The 16,918-nt window shown below is 74.0% G+C and carries 17 protein-coding genes; 11 read left to right on the forward strand and 6 right to left on the reverse strand.

Translation table 11 applies throughout. The features are described 5' to 3' along the window. Positions 1-37 precede the first annotated feature (37 nt). A complete protein-coding gene (locus ACI79F_RS17530) occupies positions 38-1,783 on the reverse strand; it encodes an NlpC/P60 family protein (protein ID WP_456544869.1) in 1,746 nt (581 codons plus the stop codon). Between the two features lie 208 nt (positions 1,784-1,991). Between ACI79F_RS17530 and ACI79F_RS17535 the strand changes: the two genes are divergently transcribed. Both ACI79F_RS17535 and ACI79F_RS17540 read left to right on the forward strand, forming a co-directional pair. Then, complete coding sequence (locus tag ACI79F_RS17535; RefSeq protein ID WP_456544870.1) at positions 1,992-3,884, forward strand: DEDD exonuclease domain-containing protein; 1,893 nt, start codon at positions 1,992-1,994, stop codon at positions 3,882-3,884. After that, positions 3,881-4,168 carry an Lrp/AsnC family transcriptional regulator gene (locus ACI79F_RS17540; protein ID WP_456544871.1) on the forward strand — a complete coding sequence of 96 codons (288 nt, stop codon included), beginning with the start codon at positions 3,881-3,883 and terminating at the stop codon, positions 4,166-4,168. The genes ACI79F_RS17535 and ACI79F_RS17540 overlap by 4 nt, the downstream gene beginning before the upstream one ends. A gap of 8 nt (positions 4,169-4,176) precedes the next feature. Here the strand turns inward: ACI79F_RS17540 and trpD are convergent, their stop codons facing one another. Both trpD and ACI79F_RS17550 read right to left on the reverse strand, forming a co-directional pair. Further along, positions 4,177-5,223, reverse strand: a complete 1,047-nt coding sequence (trpD, locus tag ACI79F_RS17545; RefSeq protein ID WP_456544872.1) for an anthranilate phosphoribosyltransferase — start codon at positions 5,221-5,223, stop codon at positions 4,177-4,179. Positions 5,224-5,228: 5 nt separating this feature from the next. Further along, positions 5,229-5,660, reverse strand: a complete 432-nt coding sequence (locus ACI79F_RS17550) for a hypothetical protein (RefSeq protein WP_456544873.1) — start codon at positions 5,658-5,660, stop codon at positions 5,229-5,231. Positions 5,661-5,788: 128 nt separating this feature from the next. Between ACI79F_RS17550 and ctaE the strand changes: the two genes are divergently transcribed. From ctaE to qcrB, 4 genes are read left to right on the forward strand one after another with little or no spacing between them, the layout of a single operon-like run. After that, positions 5,789-6,403, forward strand: coding sequence for an aa3-type cytochrome oxidase subunit III (ctaE, locus tag ACI79F_RS17555; RefSeq protein WP_456544874.1), 615 nt, complete (start codon positions 5,789-5,791; stop codon positions 6,401-6,403). A gap of 7 nt (positions 6,404-6,410) precedes the next feature. Beyond that, positions 6,411-7,295, forward strand: a complete 885-nt coding sequence (qcrC, locus tag ACI79F_RS17560) for a cytochrome bc1 complex diheme cytochrome c subunit (protein WP_456544875.1) — start codon at positions 6,411-6,413, stop codon at positions 7,293-7,295. After that, entirely contained in the window at positions 7,292-8,404 is a 1,113-nt protein-coding gene (qcrA, locus tag ACI79F_RS17565; protein ID WP_456544876.1) for a cytochrome bc1 complex Rieske iron-sulfur subunit, read from the forward strand. Before qcrC ends, qcrA begins: the two co-directional genes overlap by 4 nt. Next, positions 8,404-10,083, forward strand: coding sequence for a cytochrome bc1 complex cytochrome b subunit (gene qcrB, locus ACI79F_RS17570; RefSeq protein ID WP_456544877.1), 1,680 nt, complete (start codon positions 8,404-8,406; stop codon positions 10,081-10,083). The genes qcrA and qcrB overlap by 1 nt, the downstream gene beginning before the upstream one ends. Before the next feature lie 958 nt (positions 10,084-11,041). Here qcrB and ACI79F_RS17575 read toward each other — a convergent pair. After that, entirely contained in the window at positions 11,042-11,443 is a 402-nt protein-coding gene (locus ACI79F_RS17575; protein WP_456544878.1) for a cytochrome c oxidase subunit 4, read from the reverse strand. A 51-nt stretch (positions 11,444-11,494) separates the two neighbouring features. Continuing rightward, positions 11,495-12,376, reverse strand: a complete 882-nt coding sequence (gene ctaC / locus ACI79F_RS17580) for an aa3-type cytochrome oxidase subunit II (RefSeq protein WP_456544879.1) — start codon at positions 12,374-12,376, stop codon at positions 11,495-11,497. A 280-nt stretch (positions 12,377-12,656) separates the two neighbouring features. Between ctaC and ACI79F_RS17585 the strand changes: the two genes are divergently transcribed. The 3 genes from ACI79F_RS17585 to asnB are packed head-to-tail and all read left to right on the forward strand — an operon-like array spanning position 12,657 to position 15,368. Further along, positions 12,657-13,022 (forward strand): metalloprotease, encoded by a 366-nt coding sequence (locus ACI79F_RS17585; protein ID WP_456544880.1) that lies wholly within the window; start codon positions 12,657-12,659, stop codon positions 13,020-13,022. After that, positions 13,012-13,386, forward strand: a complete 375-nt coding sequence (locus ACI79F_RS17590; RefSeq protein ID WP_456544881.1) for a DUF3817 domain-containing protein — start codon at positions 13,012-13,014, stop codon at positions 13,384-13,386. Before ACI79F_RS17585 ends, ACI79F_RS17590 begins: the two co-directional genes overlap by 11 nt. Before the next feature lie 47 nt (positions 13,387-13,433). Next, positions 13,434-15,368 (forward strand): asparagine synthase (glutamine-hydrolyzing), encoded by a 1,935-nt coding sequence (asnB, locus tag ACI79F_RS17595; protein ID WP_456544882.1) that lies wholly within the window; start codon positions 13,434-13,436, stop codon positions 15,366-15,368. A gap of 119 nt (positions 15,369-15,487) precedes the next feature. Here asnB and ACI79F_RS17600 read toward each other — a convergent pair whose 3' ends face one another. Next, entirely contained in the window at positions 15,488-15,835 is a 348-nt protein-coding gene (locus tag ACI79F_RS17600; protein ID WP_456544883.1) for a HesB/IscA family protein, read from the reverse strand. A 145-nt stretch (positions 15,836-15,980) separates the two neighbouring features. Here ACI79F_RS17600 and ACI79F_RS17605 point away from each other — a divergent pair, with 145 nt between their 5' ends. After that, positions 15,981-16,589 carry a DUF3043 domain-containing protein gene (locus tag ACI79F_RS17605; protein ID WP_456544884.1) on the forward strand — a complete coding sequence of 203 codons (609 nt, stop codon included), beginning with the start codon at positions 15,981-15,983 and terminating at the stop codon, positions 16,587-16,589. A gap of 25 nt (positions 16,590-16,614) precedes the next feature. Next, positions 16,615-16,918, forward strand: a 304-nt coding sequence (locus ACI79F_RS17610; protein ID WP_456578924.1) for an aldo/keto reductase, incomplete at its 3' end; no start/stop codon positions are given.

Consider the following 16,918-nt stretch of genomic DNA (forward strand, 5'->3'; position numbering starts at 1 on the left):
CTGGCGCGAACGTAGGCACGCCCACCGACAGTTCCGGTCAGGTGCCGGCGAACTCCCAGTGCCAGGGCTCCTCGCGGCCGTTGCCGGGGTCGGCCCAGGTCGGGTGCAGCCAGCCGAACCGGCCCGCGTTGGCGACCATCCACTGGTACTGCGGGGTGCCGAAGGTCTGGATGCCGCCGCAGAGGTCGACCGCCAGCCCCCAGCCGTGGTTGCTGGTGCCGGGGACGGCGGCCAGCGCCGGCTTCTGCCCGTACAGCCGCACCTGGCTGGCGTAGGTGCGGTAGGAGTCGGTGATGCAGATCGGCGTCCCGAACGCGGCCGCGAAGGCCGAGCTCATCGCGCGGTAGGCCGCCGCCGCGTCGCAGCGCAGCGCGTGCGACCCGGCGCCGATGTCGCACAGCGCGCTCGGCGGGATCAGCCCGTTCGGGTAGCCGCCCCACGAGCGCGCCCCGTCGAAGCTCGGCGGGTAGACGGTGTTACCGCACTCCACCCGCAGCGCACCGCCGGTGGGCCCGGGGGCCGGCTCGGCGGGGCGCTGGCCGAGGCTCGGCCGGCCGATCATCAGGACCTGGTCGGTCGGCAGGGAGCGGACCACCACCGCCCCGGCGCGCGCGTCGGCGGCCAGCATCGAACGGGTGTCGAGGGCCAGGCCGACGTGGCCGAGGCCCGACTCCGGCGTCCCCAGGAAGACCAGGTCCCCGGGCAGCACGTCCTCGGCCGCGATCGGCCGGGTGATCGCGAACAGGCCGGCCTGGTCGGCCGGCAGCTCCACCCCGGCGGCCCGGTAGGCCGACTGCACCAGCGACCCGCAGTCGTAGGACTCCGGCCCGGCGGTGCCCGGCGCGTACGGCAGGCTCAGCTGGTCCATCGCCGTGCTGACCGCCGTGAGCACCTCGCGCGGGAGCACCAGCAGCGACGTCGGCTGGCGCGGCAGCTGGGCGGCGCCGGCCTGGGCGCCCCCGGTGGCCGAGCCGACCGGCACCAGCCCGCCGGGCAGCCCCGCGGCGGGGTCGAGCAGCTCGGCGGCCGGCGGCGCGGCGACCCCGGCCGCCACGAGCTCGTCGAGGTAGGCGCGCCAGTTGGCCGCGGTCTGCTCGTTGACGCGGACCTGCTCGGACTGCAGCTGGGCCAGCTGCCGGTCCACGTCGCCCAGCGCGGCGTCCAGCTCGCTGGTCACCGCCGAGGCGGCGTCCTCCAGCGCCTGGACCTCCGCCGCGACCTGGTCGGCGCGCGCCTGCGCCTGCGCGAGGGCGGCCGCGGCGCGGTCGCGCTCGGCCACCGCCGCCTGCCGCTGCCGCTCGGCCGCGGTCACCACCTCGGCGGCGTGCGCGTCCACCGCCTCCAGGTAGCCCAGCGCCGTGGCCATCTCCCCCGGGTCGCCGCCGCTGAGCAGCAGGGTGAGCGGCGTGAGCGCGCCGCCGTCCCGGTAGACCGCCGAGGCGTACTCGGCGACGACGTCCTGGTAGCCGGCCAGCTCCTCCTCGACGCCGGCGACCTCGGCCTCGGCCTGCGCGGCGGCGTCCCGGGCGGCGGTCAGCGCCTCCTGCGCCGCGACGACCTCGCCCTGCCGGGCGAGCAGGTCCGCCTGCACGTCCGCGGCCCGGCGCTGCAGCTCGTCGAGCGCCTCGCTGTCCAGGACGCCGGAGGTGCCGCCGGGCTGGTCGCTCGGGTCGGCCGCGGCCGGCGCGGCGAGCGGGCCGGCGAGGCCGACGACCGCCGTCGCGGCGACGGCGGCGAGCAGCACCGACGGACGACGTGCGCGCCACCGGGAGCGCTGGGGCATCGGTCACCTCTCCTGCGTCGGGGCCGTCGGCGACCCCGCGGCAGGATGGTGTCCCGTCCGCGGCCCCGCCGCCACCCCGACCTGGGGGTTCGCCCGGGCGGGCGACGCCCCCCACCCTGAGGTGGGGCCCCCGCCCGGGCCCCGGCGCCGGCGGGGGTCCCGGCGTGGGTCCCGGAGACTGTCGGTGGGCCGACCTACCGTCCGCCGCGTGCCGCCTCTCCCCGCCACCCCCGCCGGGTGGGTGCCCCGGGCCGGCGCCGGGGGCCGCGACCTGGCGCCCCGCTTCGACCCGGGCCCGCGGTACGTGCAGGGCACCATCGAGGAGCTCGGCACCCCGCTGTCGGAGGTCACCTTCGTGGTGGTCGACCTGGAGACGACCGGCGGCTCGCCGCGGGACAGCGCGATCACCGAGATCGGCGCCGTGAAGGTCCGCGGCGGCGAGGTCCTCGGCGAGTTCCAGACGCTGGTCGACCCCGGCCGGGAGATCCCGCCCTACATCAGCGTGCTGACCGGCATCACCACGACGATGGTCGCCGCCGCGCCGCGCATCGGCGCCGTGCTGCCCGGCTTCCTGGAGTTCGCCCACGGGGCCGTCCTGGTCGCCCACAACGCCCCCTTCGACCTCGGCTTCCTCCGGGCCGCGTGCGCCGAGAACGGCATCCCGTGGCCGGCCGCGGCCTCGGTCGACACCGCCGTCCTCGCCCGCCGGCTGCTCAGCCGCGACGAGGTGCCCAACTGCAAGCTGGCCACCCTGGCGCCCTACTTCTCCGCCGCCACCGACCCCTGCCACCGCGCGCTGGCCGACGCCCGCGCGACCGTCGACGTGCTGCACGGGCTGTTCGAGCGGCTGGGCCCCCTGGGCATCACCTCGCTGGAGGAGCTGACCGGGCTCACCCGGCAGGTCGACCCGGAGCGGCGCCGCAAGCGGCACCTGGCCGACGACGTGCCCGGCGGCCCCGGGGTGTACGTCTTCCGCGGCCCGAAGGACGAGGCGCTCTACGTGGGGACGTCGAACGACCTGCGCAGCCGCGTGCGCAGCTACTTCACCTCCAGCGAGCAGCGCAGCCGGATCACCGAGATGGTCGCGCTGAGCCGGCGGGTCGAGGCGATCCCGTGCGCGCACGACCTGGAGGCCGCCGTCCGCGAGCTGCGGCTGATCGCCGAGCACAAGCCGCGCTACAACCGCCGCTCGCGCTTCCCGGAGCGGGCGCTGTGGATCCGGCTGACCGAGGAGGTGTTCCCCCGGCTGTCCGTCGTCCGGCGGGTCCGCCCGGGCGCCGGGGTGTTCCTCGGCCCCTTCCCCGACCGCCGCGCCGCCGACGCCGCCGCGGCCGCCATCCACGAGTCCCTGCCGCTGCGGCAGTGCACGTCCCGCCTGTCGCTCAAGGTGCTGGGCACCGCGTGCGCGCTGGCCGGCATGGGCCGCTGCGGCGCGCCGTGCACCGGGGCGCAGTCGGTCGAGGAGTACGGCGCGATCGCCGGGGTCCTGCGGGCCGCCGTCGCCGCCGACCCCGAGGCGCTGCTCGACCCGCTGCTGGCCCGGGTCGACCGGCTCGCCGCCGAGGAGCGCTACGAGGACGCCGCGGTCCTGCGCGACCGGGCCGCCGTCCTGGTGCGGGCGGTGCGGCGGCGGCAGCGGCTGGAGTCGCTGGCGGCGGTGCCGCAGCTGGTGATCGCCCGCCCCGACGGCGCGGGCGGCTGGCACCTGTCCGTCGTCCGGCGGGGGCGGCTGGTGGCCGCCGGCGGGGCGCCGCGGGGCTCGTCGGTCCGGCACACGCTGGCCGGGCTCCTGGCCACCGCCGAGACCCCGCTGGGGCCCGACGGGGAGCTGGCCGCCACGGTCGACGAGACCGAGCTGGTGCTGCGCTGGATGGAGAAGCCCGGCACCCGGCTGGTGGAGGTCGACGGCACGCTCGCCTGCCCGGTGCCCGGCACCGGGCACTACAGCGCCTTCCTGGACCGGGTGGAGGCGGGCCGCCGCGAGCGCGAGCCCTTCGCCGACGGCCGGGCCCTCGGCACCCGGGCACGGCCGGACCGGGTCTCCCCCGGTGGCGGCGGACCCGGCGGACGGGTCCCGCCCCGGCTAGCATCCCCGGCGTGATCACCGCCATCGTCATGATCGACGCGGCCACCGACGCCATCCCCGAGGTGGCCCAGGCCGTGGCCGACCTCGACGGCGTGAGCGAGGTCTACTCCGTCGCCGGTGACACCGACCTGATCGCCGTCGTGCGGGTGCGGGAGTTCGACCAGATCGCCGAGGTGATCGCGGGCCGGATCAACAAGGTCCCCGGCGTCCTGGAGACCGACACGCACATCGCCTTCCGGTCCTACTCCCGCCACGACCTCGAGGCGGCCTTCTCCATCGGCTTCGACACCGCCGACTAGCCGCAGGACTAGCGCGGCGGGGCCACCTCGCGGCTGACGGTCACCCAGCGGTCGAGCAGCGCGGCCGCGCGGCCGTCGTCCACCGCCGCCGCGGCCCGCTCCAGGCCCGCCGCCAGGGCGGCGGCGAGGTCCGCGCCGACGCCGGCGTGGGCGGCCAGCGCCGCGGCCGCGTTGAGCAGGACGGCGTCGCGCACGGGCCCCGGCTCCCCGCCCACCACCCGGCGGAACACGTCGGCGTTGAACGCCGGGTCCCCGCCGCGCAGCGCGCCGACCGACGCCGGCGCGATGCCCAGCGCGGCCGGGTCGACCCGCTCGGGCGTGACCGTGCCGTCGGCCACCACCCACACCGACGACGTCGTCGCGGTGGTGAGCTCGTCCAGGCCGTCGTCCCCGCGGAACACCAGCGCGCGCATGCCCCGCTCGGCCAGCACCGCCGCCAGGACCGGCGCCATCCGCGGGTCGGCGCAGCCGATCGCGGCCGCGACCGGCCGGGCCGGGTTGGCCAGCGGCCCGAGGAAGTTGAAGACCGTGCCGATACCCATCTCACGGCGCGGCGCCCCGGTGAAGCGGAAGCCGGGGTGGAAGACCGGCGCGAAGAAGAAACCGATCCCCGCCTCGGCCACGCAGCGGGCGACGGCCGGCGCCGGGAGGTCGATGACCACGCCCAGCGCCTCCAGCACGTCCGCGGCGCCGGAGGACGACGACGCCGCCCGGTTGCCGTGCTTGGCGACGGGCACCCCGGCGGCCGCGGTCACCACCGAGGCCATCGTCGAGATGTTGACCGTGTGCGCGCCGTCCCCGCCGGTGCCCACGATGTCGACGCACTCGCCGGCCAGTTCGACCGGGGTGGCGCGGGCCAGCATCGTCGTGGCCAGGCCGGCCACCTCCGCCGGCGACTCCCCCTTGGCCCGCAGCGCGACCGCGAACGCGGCGATCTGCGCCGCGGTCGCCTCGCCGGCCATGATCTCCCGCATCGCCCAGGCGGCCTCGTCCTCGGAGAGGTCCTCCCGGGCCAGGAGCCGGGTGAGCAGGGCCGGCCAGGTGGGCGCGCCCACGGCGCTCAGCGTCGGACGGTGGGCACGCCCACCTGCGCGCGCAGCACGTCGGCGACGACGCGCGGCGCGGTCAGCGGGTCGATCGGCATCGGCAGCGTCGCGTCCGCCTGCGACCAGTGCGCCAGCCAGCGGTCGGGCTGCCGGGCGATGAGCACGCACAGCGCCGGGCAGTCGGCCACCTCGAGCTTGAGCTGGCGCGCCAGCGCCATCCCGCCGGTGGGCTGGGACTCCCCGTCGAGCAGGCAGAGGTCGATCCCGCCCTCGTCGACCGCCGCGACGACGTCCTCCCCCGTGTCGCAGTCGACCCACGTGATCGGGCCCACGTCCGCCGCGGGCCGGCGGCCCACCGCGGTGCGGACGGCCTCGCGGACCTCGGGCCGGGAGCTGTAGACCAGGACGGTGGCCGGCACGGCCTCGCTGGTGGCGGGAGCGCTCACGCCGGGGAGCCTAGTGCCCGGCGGGCGCCGACCGGGCCCACCTCCGGATCGATCTCGAGCCGGTCACGGACCGCCACGCCCGTCGACCCACGGTCGTCGGCGTCGGCGCGCGATGCCATGATGACCGGGTGACAACGGCTCCCGTCGCGAGCGGCACCTTCGACACCTCGCGGGTGCACTCCCTGACCCGACCGAACATGGTCAGCGTCGGCACGATCGTCTGGCTCTCCAGCGAGCTGATGTTCTTCGCCGGCCTGTTCGCCATGTACTTCACCGCGCGTGCGCGAGTCGGCGCGGACAACTGGCCGCCGGAGCCCACCCACCTGAACCTGCCGTACGCGCTCGTCTTCACGACGATCCTCGTCGCGTCGTCGATCACCTGCCAGCTCGGCGTCTTCGCTGCGGAGCAGGGCAACGTGTACGGCCTGCGGCGGTGGTTCTCGATCACCTTCGTGATGGGGCTGGTCTTCGTCCTCGGGCAGGCCTTCGAGTACGTGCAGCTCGTCGAAGAGGGCACGAAGATCAACACCAGCACCTACGGGTCGGTCTTCTACCTCACGACCGGGTTCCACGGCCTGCACGTCATCGGCGGCCTGATCGCCTTCGTCTTCCTGCTCATCCGGTCCGCCATGGGCCGCTTCACGCCGGCACAGGCGACCTCGGCGATCGTGGTCTCCTACTACTGGCACTTCGTCGACGTCGTGTGGATCGGGCTCTTCGCCACGATCTACCTGATCCGCTAGGGAAACGGTGTCCACCACGAACCCGCAGTCCGACGCCCAGCCCGACGACGTGCCGCGTCGCTCGCGCCTCTCCCGGGTCCGCCCGGCCCAGGGCACCCCGGCTGCCGCCGCCCGGTCGCGGCGGCTGTCGAAGGCCCGCCGCCGGGTCGCCAACGTCGCCGGCCTCATGGCCGCGCTCGTGCTCACCGGCGCCCTGTACTCCACCCTCGCCCCGGCGCACGCCGAGGAGGCCGACGCCACGGCGGGGAGCGCGGACTACGAGGCCGGCCGCGAGATCTACGAGAACAGCTGCATCACCTGCCACGGGGAGAACCTCGAGGGCGTGGACGGCCGCGGCCCGTCGCTGATCGGCGTCGGCGGCGCGTCCGTCTACTTCCAGGTGCACACCGGCCGCATGCCGCTGGTCCGCCAGGCCGAGCAGGGGCCGGACAAGCCCGTCGTGTTCAGCGACGAGGAGATCGACCAGCTGATCACCTACGTGCAGGCCAACGGCGGCGGCCCGACCGTGCCCAGCGGCGACCTGCGGGAGGGCGACCTCGCCCTCGGCGGCGAGCTGTTCCGGCTCAACTGCGCCTCGTGCCACAACTTCGTCGGCGAGGGCGGCGCCCTCTCCTCGGGCAAGTACGCCCCCGACCTGCACGACGCCACGGACCTCGAGATCTACACCGCGATGCTGAGCGGGCCGGAGAACATGCCGGTCTTCGGTGACAACCAGCTCACGCCCGAGGAGAAGCGCTCGATCATCAACTACATCCAGACGGTCAAGGAGATGCCGGACCCGGGTGGCGCCGGCATCGGCCGCATCGGCCCCGTCGGCGAGGGTCTGGTGATCTGGGTCGTCGGGATCAGCGCCCTGATGTTCGGGATCTTCTGGATGGGGAGCAAGGCGTGACCACGCACGACACCCGCCCCGGCTCGGCCGGCGGCGCGGACGTCCCGGGCCCGCTGCACGGCGGGCCGGACGACGACCACACCCCGGAGCAGCTCGCGGCCATGAGCCGCGAGGACCTGGACCGCCTGGGTGCCGCCTACGACGGCGTGCAGGTCCTGCACGTCGACCCGGGCCCCGAGCCGGGCTCGCCCCTGGAGCGCCGCTACGTCCGGCAGATCGGCACCGTGTTCGCGCTGGCCGGCCTCGCGTCGTTCGCGTTCGTCGTCGTCTACGTGGGCTCCGGCTGGTTCCTCCCCGACTGGGAGTGGACCATCGACAGCGACACGTGGAGCACGCTGTTCACCCCGCTGCTCGGTGCTCTCATGGGCCTGGCCCTGGTCCTCGTGGGCCTCGGCCTGGTGCTCTACACCAAGAAGCTGCTGCCGCACGAGACGGCGGTGCAGGACAAGCACGACGGCTCGCACTTCGACCGCGTGACCACCGGCGCCACCCTGGTCGGCGGCCTGCACAACAGCGGCCTGGCGCGCCGGAAGCTGATCACCCGCTCGCTGGCCTTCATGGGCGGCGGCCTCGGGCTGATGCTGCTCATGCCGCTCGGCGGTCTCATCAAGAACCCCAACACCGGCGACCCGCTGGGCCGCACCTCGTGGGCGAACGGCGTCCGGCTCGTGCGGGACGACGGCACCCCGATCCGCCCGGGCGACGCGGTCCCCGGCTCGCTGGAGACGGTCTTCCCGGCCGTTCCCGGCGGCAACCGCGAGTCCGACGCGGCGACCATGCTGTTCCGCCTGCGTCCCGAGCAGATGGCGGTCAACCAGCCGCGTGCGGGCCAGGCCGACTTCGGCTACGGCGACTACGTCGCCTACTCCAAGATCTGCACCCACGCCGGCTGCCCGGTGTCGCTGTACGAGCAGGAGACCAGCCGGATCCTGTGCCCCTGCCACCAGTCGCAGTTCGACATCACGCAGGGCGCGAAGCCGGTCTTCGGTCCGGCCACCCGGTCGCTCCCCCAGCTGCCCCTGGGGGTCGACGACGAGGGCTACTTCATCGCGCTGGGCGACTACCCTGAGGCCGTGGGCCCCACCTACTGGAACCGGGAGCGCATCTGATGGCTCGCACCGCCACGGCTCCGGGGGCGCCGACCACGCGCCTGGGCAAGGCCGCGCTCGAGGTCGACGACCGGCTGATCGTCGCCGGCCCCCTGCGGCGGACGCTCAACAAGGTCTTCCCGGACCACTGGTCGTTCCTGCTGGGCGAGATCGCGCTCTACTCGTTCATCATCCTGCTGCTGACCGGCACGTACCTGACCTTCTTCTTCGACGCCTCGCTGCGTGAGGTCACCTACGACGGCAGCTACGCGCCCCTGCGCGGCGTCGAGATGTCGGCTGCCTACGAGTCGACCCTGGACATCTCCTTCGACGTGCGCGGCGGTCTGCTGATCCGGCAGATCCACCACTGGGCGGCGCTGCTGTTCATGGCGTCGATCGTCTGCCACCTGCTCCGGATCTTCTTCACCGGCGCCTTCCGGCGGCCGCGCGAGACGAACTGGTTCATCGGCGTCGGCCTGCTGGTCCTGGGCATCGCCGAGGGCTTCGCCGGCTACTCGATCCCGGACGACCTGCTCTCGGGCACCGGCCTCCGGATCATGTCGGCGATCATCCTGGCGATCCCCGTCATCGGCACCTGGACCCACTGGGCCGTGTTCGGCGGCGACTACCCCGGCGAGCTGATCGTCGGACGTCTCTACATCGCCCACGTCCTGCTGATCCCGGCGATCCTGCTGGCGCTGATCGCGCTGCACCTGCTGATCCTGGTCAAGCAGAAGCACACGCAGTTCCCCGGCCCCGGCCGGACCGAGCACAACGTGGTCGGCAACCGCCTGTTCCCGACGTTCGCGGGCAAGGCCGGCGGCCTCTTCTTCGTGGTGTTCGGTGTCTGCGCCGCGCTCGGTGGCCTCGTGCAGATCAACCCGCTGTGGCTGTGGGGGCCGTACAACCCCGCGCAGGTGTCGGCGGCCTCGCAGCCCGACTGGTACGTCATGTTCCTGGACGGCTCGACCCGCCTCTTCCCGGCCTGGGACCTCAACCTGCCCGGCGACTACACGATCCCGGCGCTGTTCTGGCCGACCGTGGTGCTGCCCGGGATCATCTTCACGGTCCTGGCGCTGTACCCGGTCATCGAGCGGAAGCTGACCGGCGACACGGCGTCGCACCACCTCTTGCAGCGGCCCCGCGACGTGCCCGTCCGGACGTCGCTGGGCGCCATGGCGCTGACCTTCTACGTCGTGCTGCTGCTGTCGGGCGCGAACGACGTCATCGCCGACAAGTTCATGATCAGCCTCAACGCCATGACCTGGGCGGGCCGGCTGGGCATGGTGATCCTCCCGCCGATCGCCTACGTGCTCACCTACCGCATCTGCCTCGGCCTGCAGAAGCACGACCGCGAGGTGCTCGAGCACGGCATCGAGACCGGTGTCATCCGGCGGCTGCCGCACGGTGAGTTCATCGAGGTGCACCAGCCGCTCGGCCCGGTGGACGAGCACGGCCACGGCCAGCTCGCCTACGGCGGCGCCCCGGTGCCGAAGAAGATGAACCAGATCGGTGGCGCCCGGCGGGCCATCCGCGGGTTCTTCACGCCGATCGAGGAGCCGGCGCAGGTCGAGCTCGAGCAGCGGCGCGAGGAGCACGGCCTGGCCGACGCGGAGTCCCGCGAGCTGACCACCTCCGGGCGTCCGTCCGAGGGCGGTCGCCCCTCCGAGGGTGGCAAGCCGCAGGAGCCGCGCGACTGATCGACCCAGCAGGACGAGAGGGCCCGGTGGACGACGTCCACCGGGCCCTCTAGCGTTCGCCGGACGCCTCGGGTCCCCCCGGGGCGTCCACGGCTCCGGAGAGGAGCTCGTTCCATCGGCGCCGCTCAGCGCTCCACGGAGGCCGTCGGGAGGCAGCTGAGCCGGCCGGCCGCGCACCGACGGGCGGGCCGCCTCGACCCCGCGGGCACCCGCTTCCTCGGTCGCCGGCCGCCGGCCGCCGGTCGGCACGGTCGGGACCACGCACGCGTCACCGGCCGGCCACTCCCCCGGCGCCACACCGGCCGGCGGACACCCGCTTCCTCGGTCGCCGGCCGCCGGCCGCTGGTCGGCACGGTCGGGACCACGCACGCGCCGCCGGCCGGCTCGGACACCCCGGGGTAACCCGGGCCGCGTTGCCCTCTCAGCGGCCACCTCGGCTCCCGGAACGGCCGGACGAGGGGCACCGGTGGCCCCCGGCCTGGTCACCCGGCGGCCTCGGCTGCTGGACCGGCCGGTCGCGCACCGACGCGCGGGCCGCCTCGACCGGCGGGCACCGGCCCACACCCCTCCGTCGCCGGTCGGCGGTGGACACGCCCACGGCCCCGGCCAGGTACACGGCGCCGGCCGACACGGGCCATGAAGGGATACCCCGGCCGGGCGTCGACCCCTCAGCGGCCACCACAGGCCCGGGAACGGCAGGACGAGGGACACCGGTCGGGTCGCCCCTCCCCCGGCCGCGGCCCGCGCCGGACGTCCGCGGTGCTCCGGCGCGAGGAGCGCGGCGGGCCGCCCCCGACCGCGTGAGTGGCCGCTGGGATCCGCTGGCCGGATCGGCCGCGCCGCAGGCGGAGGGCTCGGGAGGACCGGGACGGCGCAGGACGGCCAGAGACGACGAGGGCCCCTCCTGCAGGTCGCAGGAGGGGCCCTCGGGTCGCACCGCCGCGGGGCGGTGCCGTTGTCAGCTGTGCGCGTTCTGCCCGACGTAGTACTCGAACAGCAGCCCGCCCACGGTGACGAGGACGGCGACCACGCCGATGCTGATCAGCCACGGGTACCAGAAGGCCAGCCCGAGCGCGGTCACGCCGGCCGAGAAGGCGATGCCGATGGGCCAGTAGCTGGCCGGGCTGAAGAAGCCCAGCTCACCGGCGCCGTCGGCCATCTCGGCGTCCTTGCGGTCCTCCGGGCGGGCGTCGATGCGCCGCGAGATGAACCAGAAGAACCCGCCGACCAGGATCGTCAGGCCCGCCGACAGCGCGAGCGCGGTCGTCCCGATCGGCTCCTTCGCCCAGAAGCCGTAGACCACGGCGAAGACCACGAGGACGGCGGAGACGATGTTGAAGATTGCGGCTTCGACCTTCACGGACGTCCTCCGGGCTGCGTCGTGCTGTGGATCGTGTACGAGGTGACCACGTCAGCCGTCGACCTGCTGCGCGTCCTCGGCGAAGTCCCAGGGCTCGGTCGACACCGAGGTGCCGCCCAGCTCCGGGTCCACCTGCTCGAGGGCCTCCGCGGTGGTGGCGCCGGCCTCGCGCAGCTCGAGGTACTCGTCGTAGTCGTCGCCGCTGACCACGCGGATCTCGAAGTTCATGTACGCGTGGTAGGTGCCGCAGAGCTCGGCGCAGCGACCGACGTAGGCGCCCTCCTGGCCCTCGTCGATCGTCACCTCGAAGACGTTGTCCCGGCCGTTCTCGTTGCCCGGGATGACGTCGAGCTTGAAGAGGAACTCCGGCACCCAGAAGGAGTGGATGACGTCGGCCGAGCGCACGTAGAACTGGACGGTGCGGTCGGTCGGCAGGACGAGGATCGGGATCTCCTCGCTGTTGCCGACCGTGCTGACCTGGTCCTCCTCGTCCTCCGCGGTGTCCGCGTAGAGGAACTCCCAGTTCCACTTGAAGGCCTGGACGGTGATGTTCACGTCCGGGTCCTCGCTGCGCTCCTGCACCCGGTTCTGCACGACGACCGTGAAGAAGAAGAGCCCGGCGATGATGAGGAACGGGATGATCGAGTAGACGATCTCCAGCGGCAGGTTGTACGCCGTCTGCCGCGGCAGCTCGTCGCCCTTCTTGCGGTGGCGGACGATCGACCAGCCGATGAGGGCCCAGACCAGGACGCCGACGATCAGGGCGGCGATGACCGACCAGATCCACAGTTCCTTCATGTCCTGCGACTGCTCGGTGATGCCCGAGGGCCAGCCCCAGCGCCAGAACTCGTTGTCCGGGGTGCACCCGGAGAGGGCCGGGACCCCCAGGAGACCGAGCGCGGCGACCCGCGCGAGCCTGTTGCCTCGAGCCACTGCTCGTTGCCTCCTCGTCCGCCGCCCCGGCTGGTCCCGGGCGGTCATCCCCGGCGCCGCCTCCCGCCGTGCCGGCGGGGTGGTCGCGCGCCGACCACAGTCTGCGGCGAGACTAGCCGACCCCGCTCGGCGGCCGATCACCGGAAGGACACGACCCGCGGGGCCGAGGCCGGGTCGTGACCCGGCGGGCTCGACGGGCCCCCGCGCGCGCCCGCCACCGGGCGCGTGACCGGCCTCACCGGCGGCCCGGAGGGCCCCCGGCGGCGGTTAGAGTCGGGACGTGTTCTCCCGGCTGCTGACCCCGAAGTGGGTGGCGCTGCACGTCCTCGTGGCGGCGCTGTTCGTCGCCACCTTCTTCCTCGGGTACTGGCAGCTGACCAAGGCCGAGAACGGCGGCGGCGCGGTGAACTGGAGCTACGCGCTGCAGTGGCCCCTCTACGGGTTCATGGGCCTGTGGTTCTACGTGCGGATGGTGCGCGAGGAACTGCACCGCGACCCGGACGAGGACGAGCCGGGCAACGCGCTGGTGCTCTACCAGCGGCCGCGGATCGACACCACCGGCGACCCGGAGCTCGCCGCGTACAACGCCTACCTGGCCGAGCTCAACGAGAAGGCCCTCGGCCAGCGGGGCCCCGGTGCCCGCTGAGCCGTCCGCGGCGCCCGCCGGGCTGCCGCGCGCCCTCGCCCGCCGGGTCGGCAAGGACGTCCCCGCCGCCCTGCTCCGCTACCGGGTCATGGCCTGGGTGGTCGGCGTCCTGCTGATCGCCCTGGTGCTCGTCGCCGTCCCGGTGAAGTACCTCGGTGGCCCCAGCGAGCCGGTCGCCGTCATCGGCACCGCCCACGGCTGGCTGTACTTCATCTTCTTCCTGACCGCCCTCGACCTGGCGATCCGCGCCCGCTGGACCCTCAAGGGCAGCGTGCTGGTGATCCTCGCCGGCACCGTCCCGATCCTGTCGTTCGTCGCCGAGCGGATCGCCACCCGCAAGACCCGCGCCGGCGAGCGCGTCTGACCACCCTCCCGGCGACCCGCCGGGACACGAACCGGAGACCTGCGCCCATGTGCGGCCTGCTGGCCTACCTGTCCACCGACGCCGACCGGGTCGGCGAGCCGATCCTCGACAGCGTCCGGGAGGCGCTGCACTGCCTGCACCACCGCGGCCCCGACGACACCGCCGTCTGGTCCGACGCGAACGTCGTCCTGGGGTTCAACCGGCTGTCGATCATCGACCTGGAGGGCAGCCCGCAGCCCCTCCCCTACGCGCGGGACCGGTACCGGATCCTGTTCAACGGCGAGATCTACAACTACCTGGAGCTGCGCGAGGAGCTCCAGGCCGCCGGGGCGGAGCTGGCCACGCACGGCGACACCGAGACGATCGTCGCGGGCTACCACCTGTGGGGCCAGGACGTCGTCCGCCGGCTGCGCGGGATGTTCTCCTTCGTCATCTGGGACACCGAGACCCGGACGGCGTTCGGTGCCCGTGACCCGTTCGGCATCAAGCCGCTGTTCACCGCGCGGCTGGCCGACGGCGGGCTGGTCTTCAGCTCCGAGAAGAAGGCGGTGCTCGAGCTGCTCGGCGGCAGCGCCGCCGCCGGCGGGGTCGACCCGGCCTCGCTGCAGCACTACCTGACGCTGCAGTACGTGCCGGAGCCGGCCACGCTGCACCGCGGGATCCGCCGGATCGAGAGCGGCACGAGCTTCACCGTCGTCGACGGGGAGCTGCACACCAGCCGCTACTTCCACCCCGCGTGGAGGCCGCAGCCGGTGCCGGCCGGCCGGGAGCAGGAGCTCTACGACCGGATCGCCGAGGCGCTCGACGAGTCGGTCGCCAAGCACATGCGCGCCGACGTCACCGTCGGGTCGTTCCTCTCCAGCGGGATCGACTCCACCGCGATCGCGGCGCTCGCCCACCGCTACAACCCCGACCTGATGACCTTCACCGTCGGGTTCCAGCGGCAGGAGCAGTCTGAGATCGAGATCGCCGCGGAGTCGGCGCAGATCCTCGGCGTGCGGCACGTGCCGGTCGAGATCACCGCCGAGGAGTTCGCCGAGGCCATCCCCACGGTGGTCTGGTACCTGGACGACCCGGTCGCCGACCCGGCGCTCGTGCCGCTGTACTTCGTGGCCCGCGAGGCCCGCAAGCACGTGAAGGTGGTGCTGTCCGGCGAGGGCGCCGACGAGCTGTTCGGCGGCTACACGATCTACCGGGAGCCGATCAGCCTGGCGTGGGCGAGCAAGCTGCCGGCGGCCGGCCGGCGGGCGATGGCGCGCCTGGCCGACCTGCTGCCCGAGGGCGTCCGCGGCCAGGACCTGCTCCGCCGCGCGTCGATGCCGCTGGAGCAGCGCTACTACGGCAACGCCCGCAACATGCGCGACGACGAGCTCGCCGCCCTGCTGCCCGGCCACGACCCGGACCTCTCGCACGTCGCCGTCACCGAGGACCTGTACCGGCAGACCCGCGCCGCCGGCTACGACGAGGTGACCGCCATGCAGTACGTGGACCTGTTCACCTGGCTGCGCGGCGACATCCTGGTCAAGGCCGACAAGATGACCATGGCCAACTCCCTCGAGCTGCGCGTGCCGTTCCTCGACCCCGAGGTCTTCGCGCTGGCCAGCACCATCCCGGTCGACCAGCGGGTGCCGCGCCGCGGCGACGCCACCAAGTACGCGCTGCGCCAGGCCATGGCGCAGATCGTGCCGCCGCGGATCATGAACCGGCGCAAGCTCGGCTTCCCCGTGCCGACGGCGGACTTCCTCGCCGGCCCGCTGCACGACTGGGCGCGCGGCATCGTCACCGAGAGCCAGACCGACGAGTGGCTGGACCGCGACCACGTGCTCGGGCTGCTCGACCGGCTGCGCGAGGCCGACGTGCCCAGCAAGCGCGTCGCCCGCCAGGTGTGGGAGGTGCTGGTCTTCATGGTGTGGCACGGCATCTTCGTCGAGGAGCGGGTCAAGCCCGAGATCCCCGAGACCGTCTACCCGGTCAAGCTGTAGGACGAGACGACGGAGGCCCGACCCCCGAGGGGGACCGGGCCTCCGTCACTCCTGGAACGGCCCCGTCGCCGGGACCCGGGGCGCGCGGAGCGTGTCCTGGGGGGCGACGGGGTCCTTGCTCAGCTGAAGCTGTCGCCGCAGGCGCACGAACCCGTGGCGTTGGGGTTGTCGATCGTGAAGCCCTGCTTCTCGATGGTGTCGACGAAGTCGATGACCGCGCCGCCCAGGTACGGGCCGCTCATCCGGTCGACGATGACCTCGACGCCGCCGAAGTCGTAGGTCTGGTCGCCGTCGAGGAAGCGCTCGTCGAAGAAGAGCTGGTAGCGCAGACCCGAGCACCCGCCCGGCTGCACGGCGATCCGCAGCCGCAGGTCGTCGCGGCCCTCCTGGTCCAGCAGAGCCTTGACCTTGGCCGCAGCCGGGTCGCTCAGGACGACGCCGGTCGCCGTGGTGTCCTGCACCGTCATGTTCGTGTCCTCCCACGTCCGAGGGGTGCCAGTTGCGGCGACTCCCGCAACGGGCCAACACCGCCGCAGCGGGTCCTCTTCCCACTGTACGGCTCCCGGCCGCGGCAGGAGGGTGACGTGCGGGTCCCCCCGTAGACTCGATCGCGTGAAGCTCCGTCTGCCCGGCCGCCGCGACCGCGCCGAGAGCGCGCCCGAGACGTCCGCCGACCTGACCGCCGAGCTGGTCAAGGCCGCCGGCAAGGGGCGCCCGACGCCCAAGCGCAGCGAGGCCCAGGTGCGGCGCCCCGGGCCGCCCCCGCCGCCGCCGGCCACCCGCAAGGAGGCCTACAAGCGGATGCGGGAGCAGCAGGCCGCCCGCCGGGCCAGCACCCGCGAGCGCATGGCGATGGGCGACGACTCCTACCTGCCGGCGCGCGACCGCGGCCCGGTCCGCAAGCTCGTCCGCGACATCGTCGACTCCCGCCGCAACCTCGGCTCCTTGTTCCTGCCGATCGCCGCGCTCATCCTCGTCGGCTACTTCGTGCCCAACCCCGCGGTGCAGGGCTACACCGTCCTGGTCTGGATGGCCTACTTCCTGGTCTTCATCGGCGACTCGTTCGTGCTGGGCCGGCGGATCTCCCGCACGGTGCGCGAGCGCTTCCCGAAGGAGCAGGTCAAGAGCCGGAGCCTGGTCTGGTACGGCATCAGCCGCTCCACCATGATCCGCCGCTGGCGGTTCCCCAAGCCCGAGGTGGCGGTCGGCCAGCAGCTGTGACCGGCCGCGGCTAGCGTCGCGGTCCGTGGAGTACCGACGCCTCGGCCGTTCCGGCCTCACCATCAGCGAGATCGCCTACGGCAACTGGCTCACCCACGGTGGCCAGGTCGAGGAGGACGCCGCCCGCGCCTGCGTGGCGGCCGCCCTCGACGCCGGCATCACGACCTTCGACACCGCCGACGTCTACGCGGGCACCCGCGCCGAGTCCGTGCTGGGCCGGGGGGGGGGGGGGGGGGGGGGGGGGGGGGGGGGGGGGGGGGGGGGGGGGGGGGGGGGGGGGGGGGGGGGGGGCCCCCCCCGCGCGCGCGCCGGCCTCGCCCACTCCCCCA

It is taken from the genome of Blastococcus sp. SYSU D00868 (assembly GCF_054050575.1).

Excerpts from the sequence above, each read along its gene's own strand:
- ACI79F_RS17530 (WP_456544869.1), bottom strand. The coding sequence starts at position 1,783 with ATGCCCCAGCGCTCCCGGTGGCGCGCACGTCGTCCGTCGGTGCTGCTC.
- asnB (WP_456544882.1), top strand. The coding sequence starts at position 13,434 with ATGTGCGGCCTGCTGGCCTACCTGTCCACCGACGCCGACCGGGTCGGC.
- ACI79F_RS17600 (WP_456544883.1), bottom strand. The coding sequence starts at position 15,835 with ATGACGGTGCAGGACACCACGGCGACCGGCGTCGTCCTGAGCGACCCG.
- qcrB (WP_456544877.1), top strand. The coding sequence starts at position 8,404 with ATGGCTCGCACCGCCACGGCTCCGGGGGCGCCGACCACGCGCCTGGGC.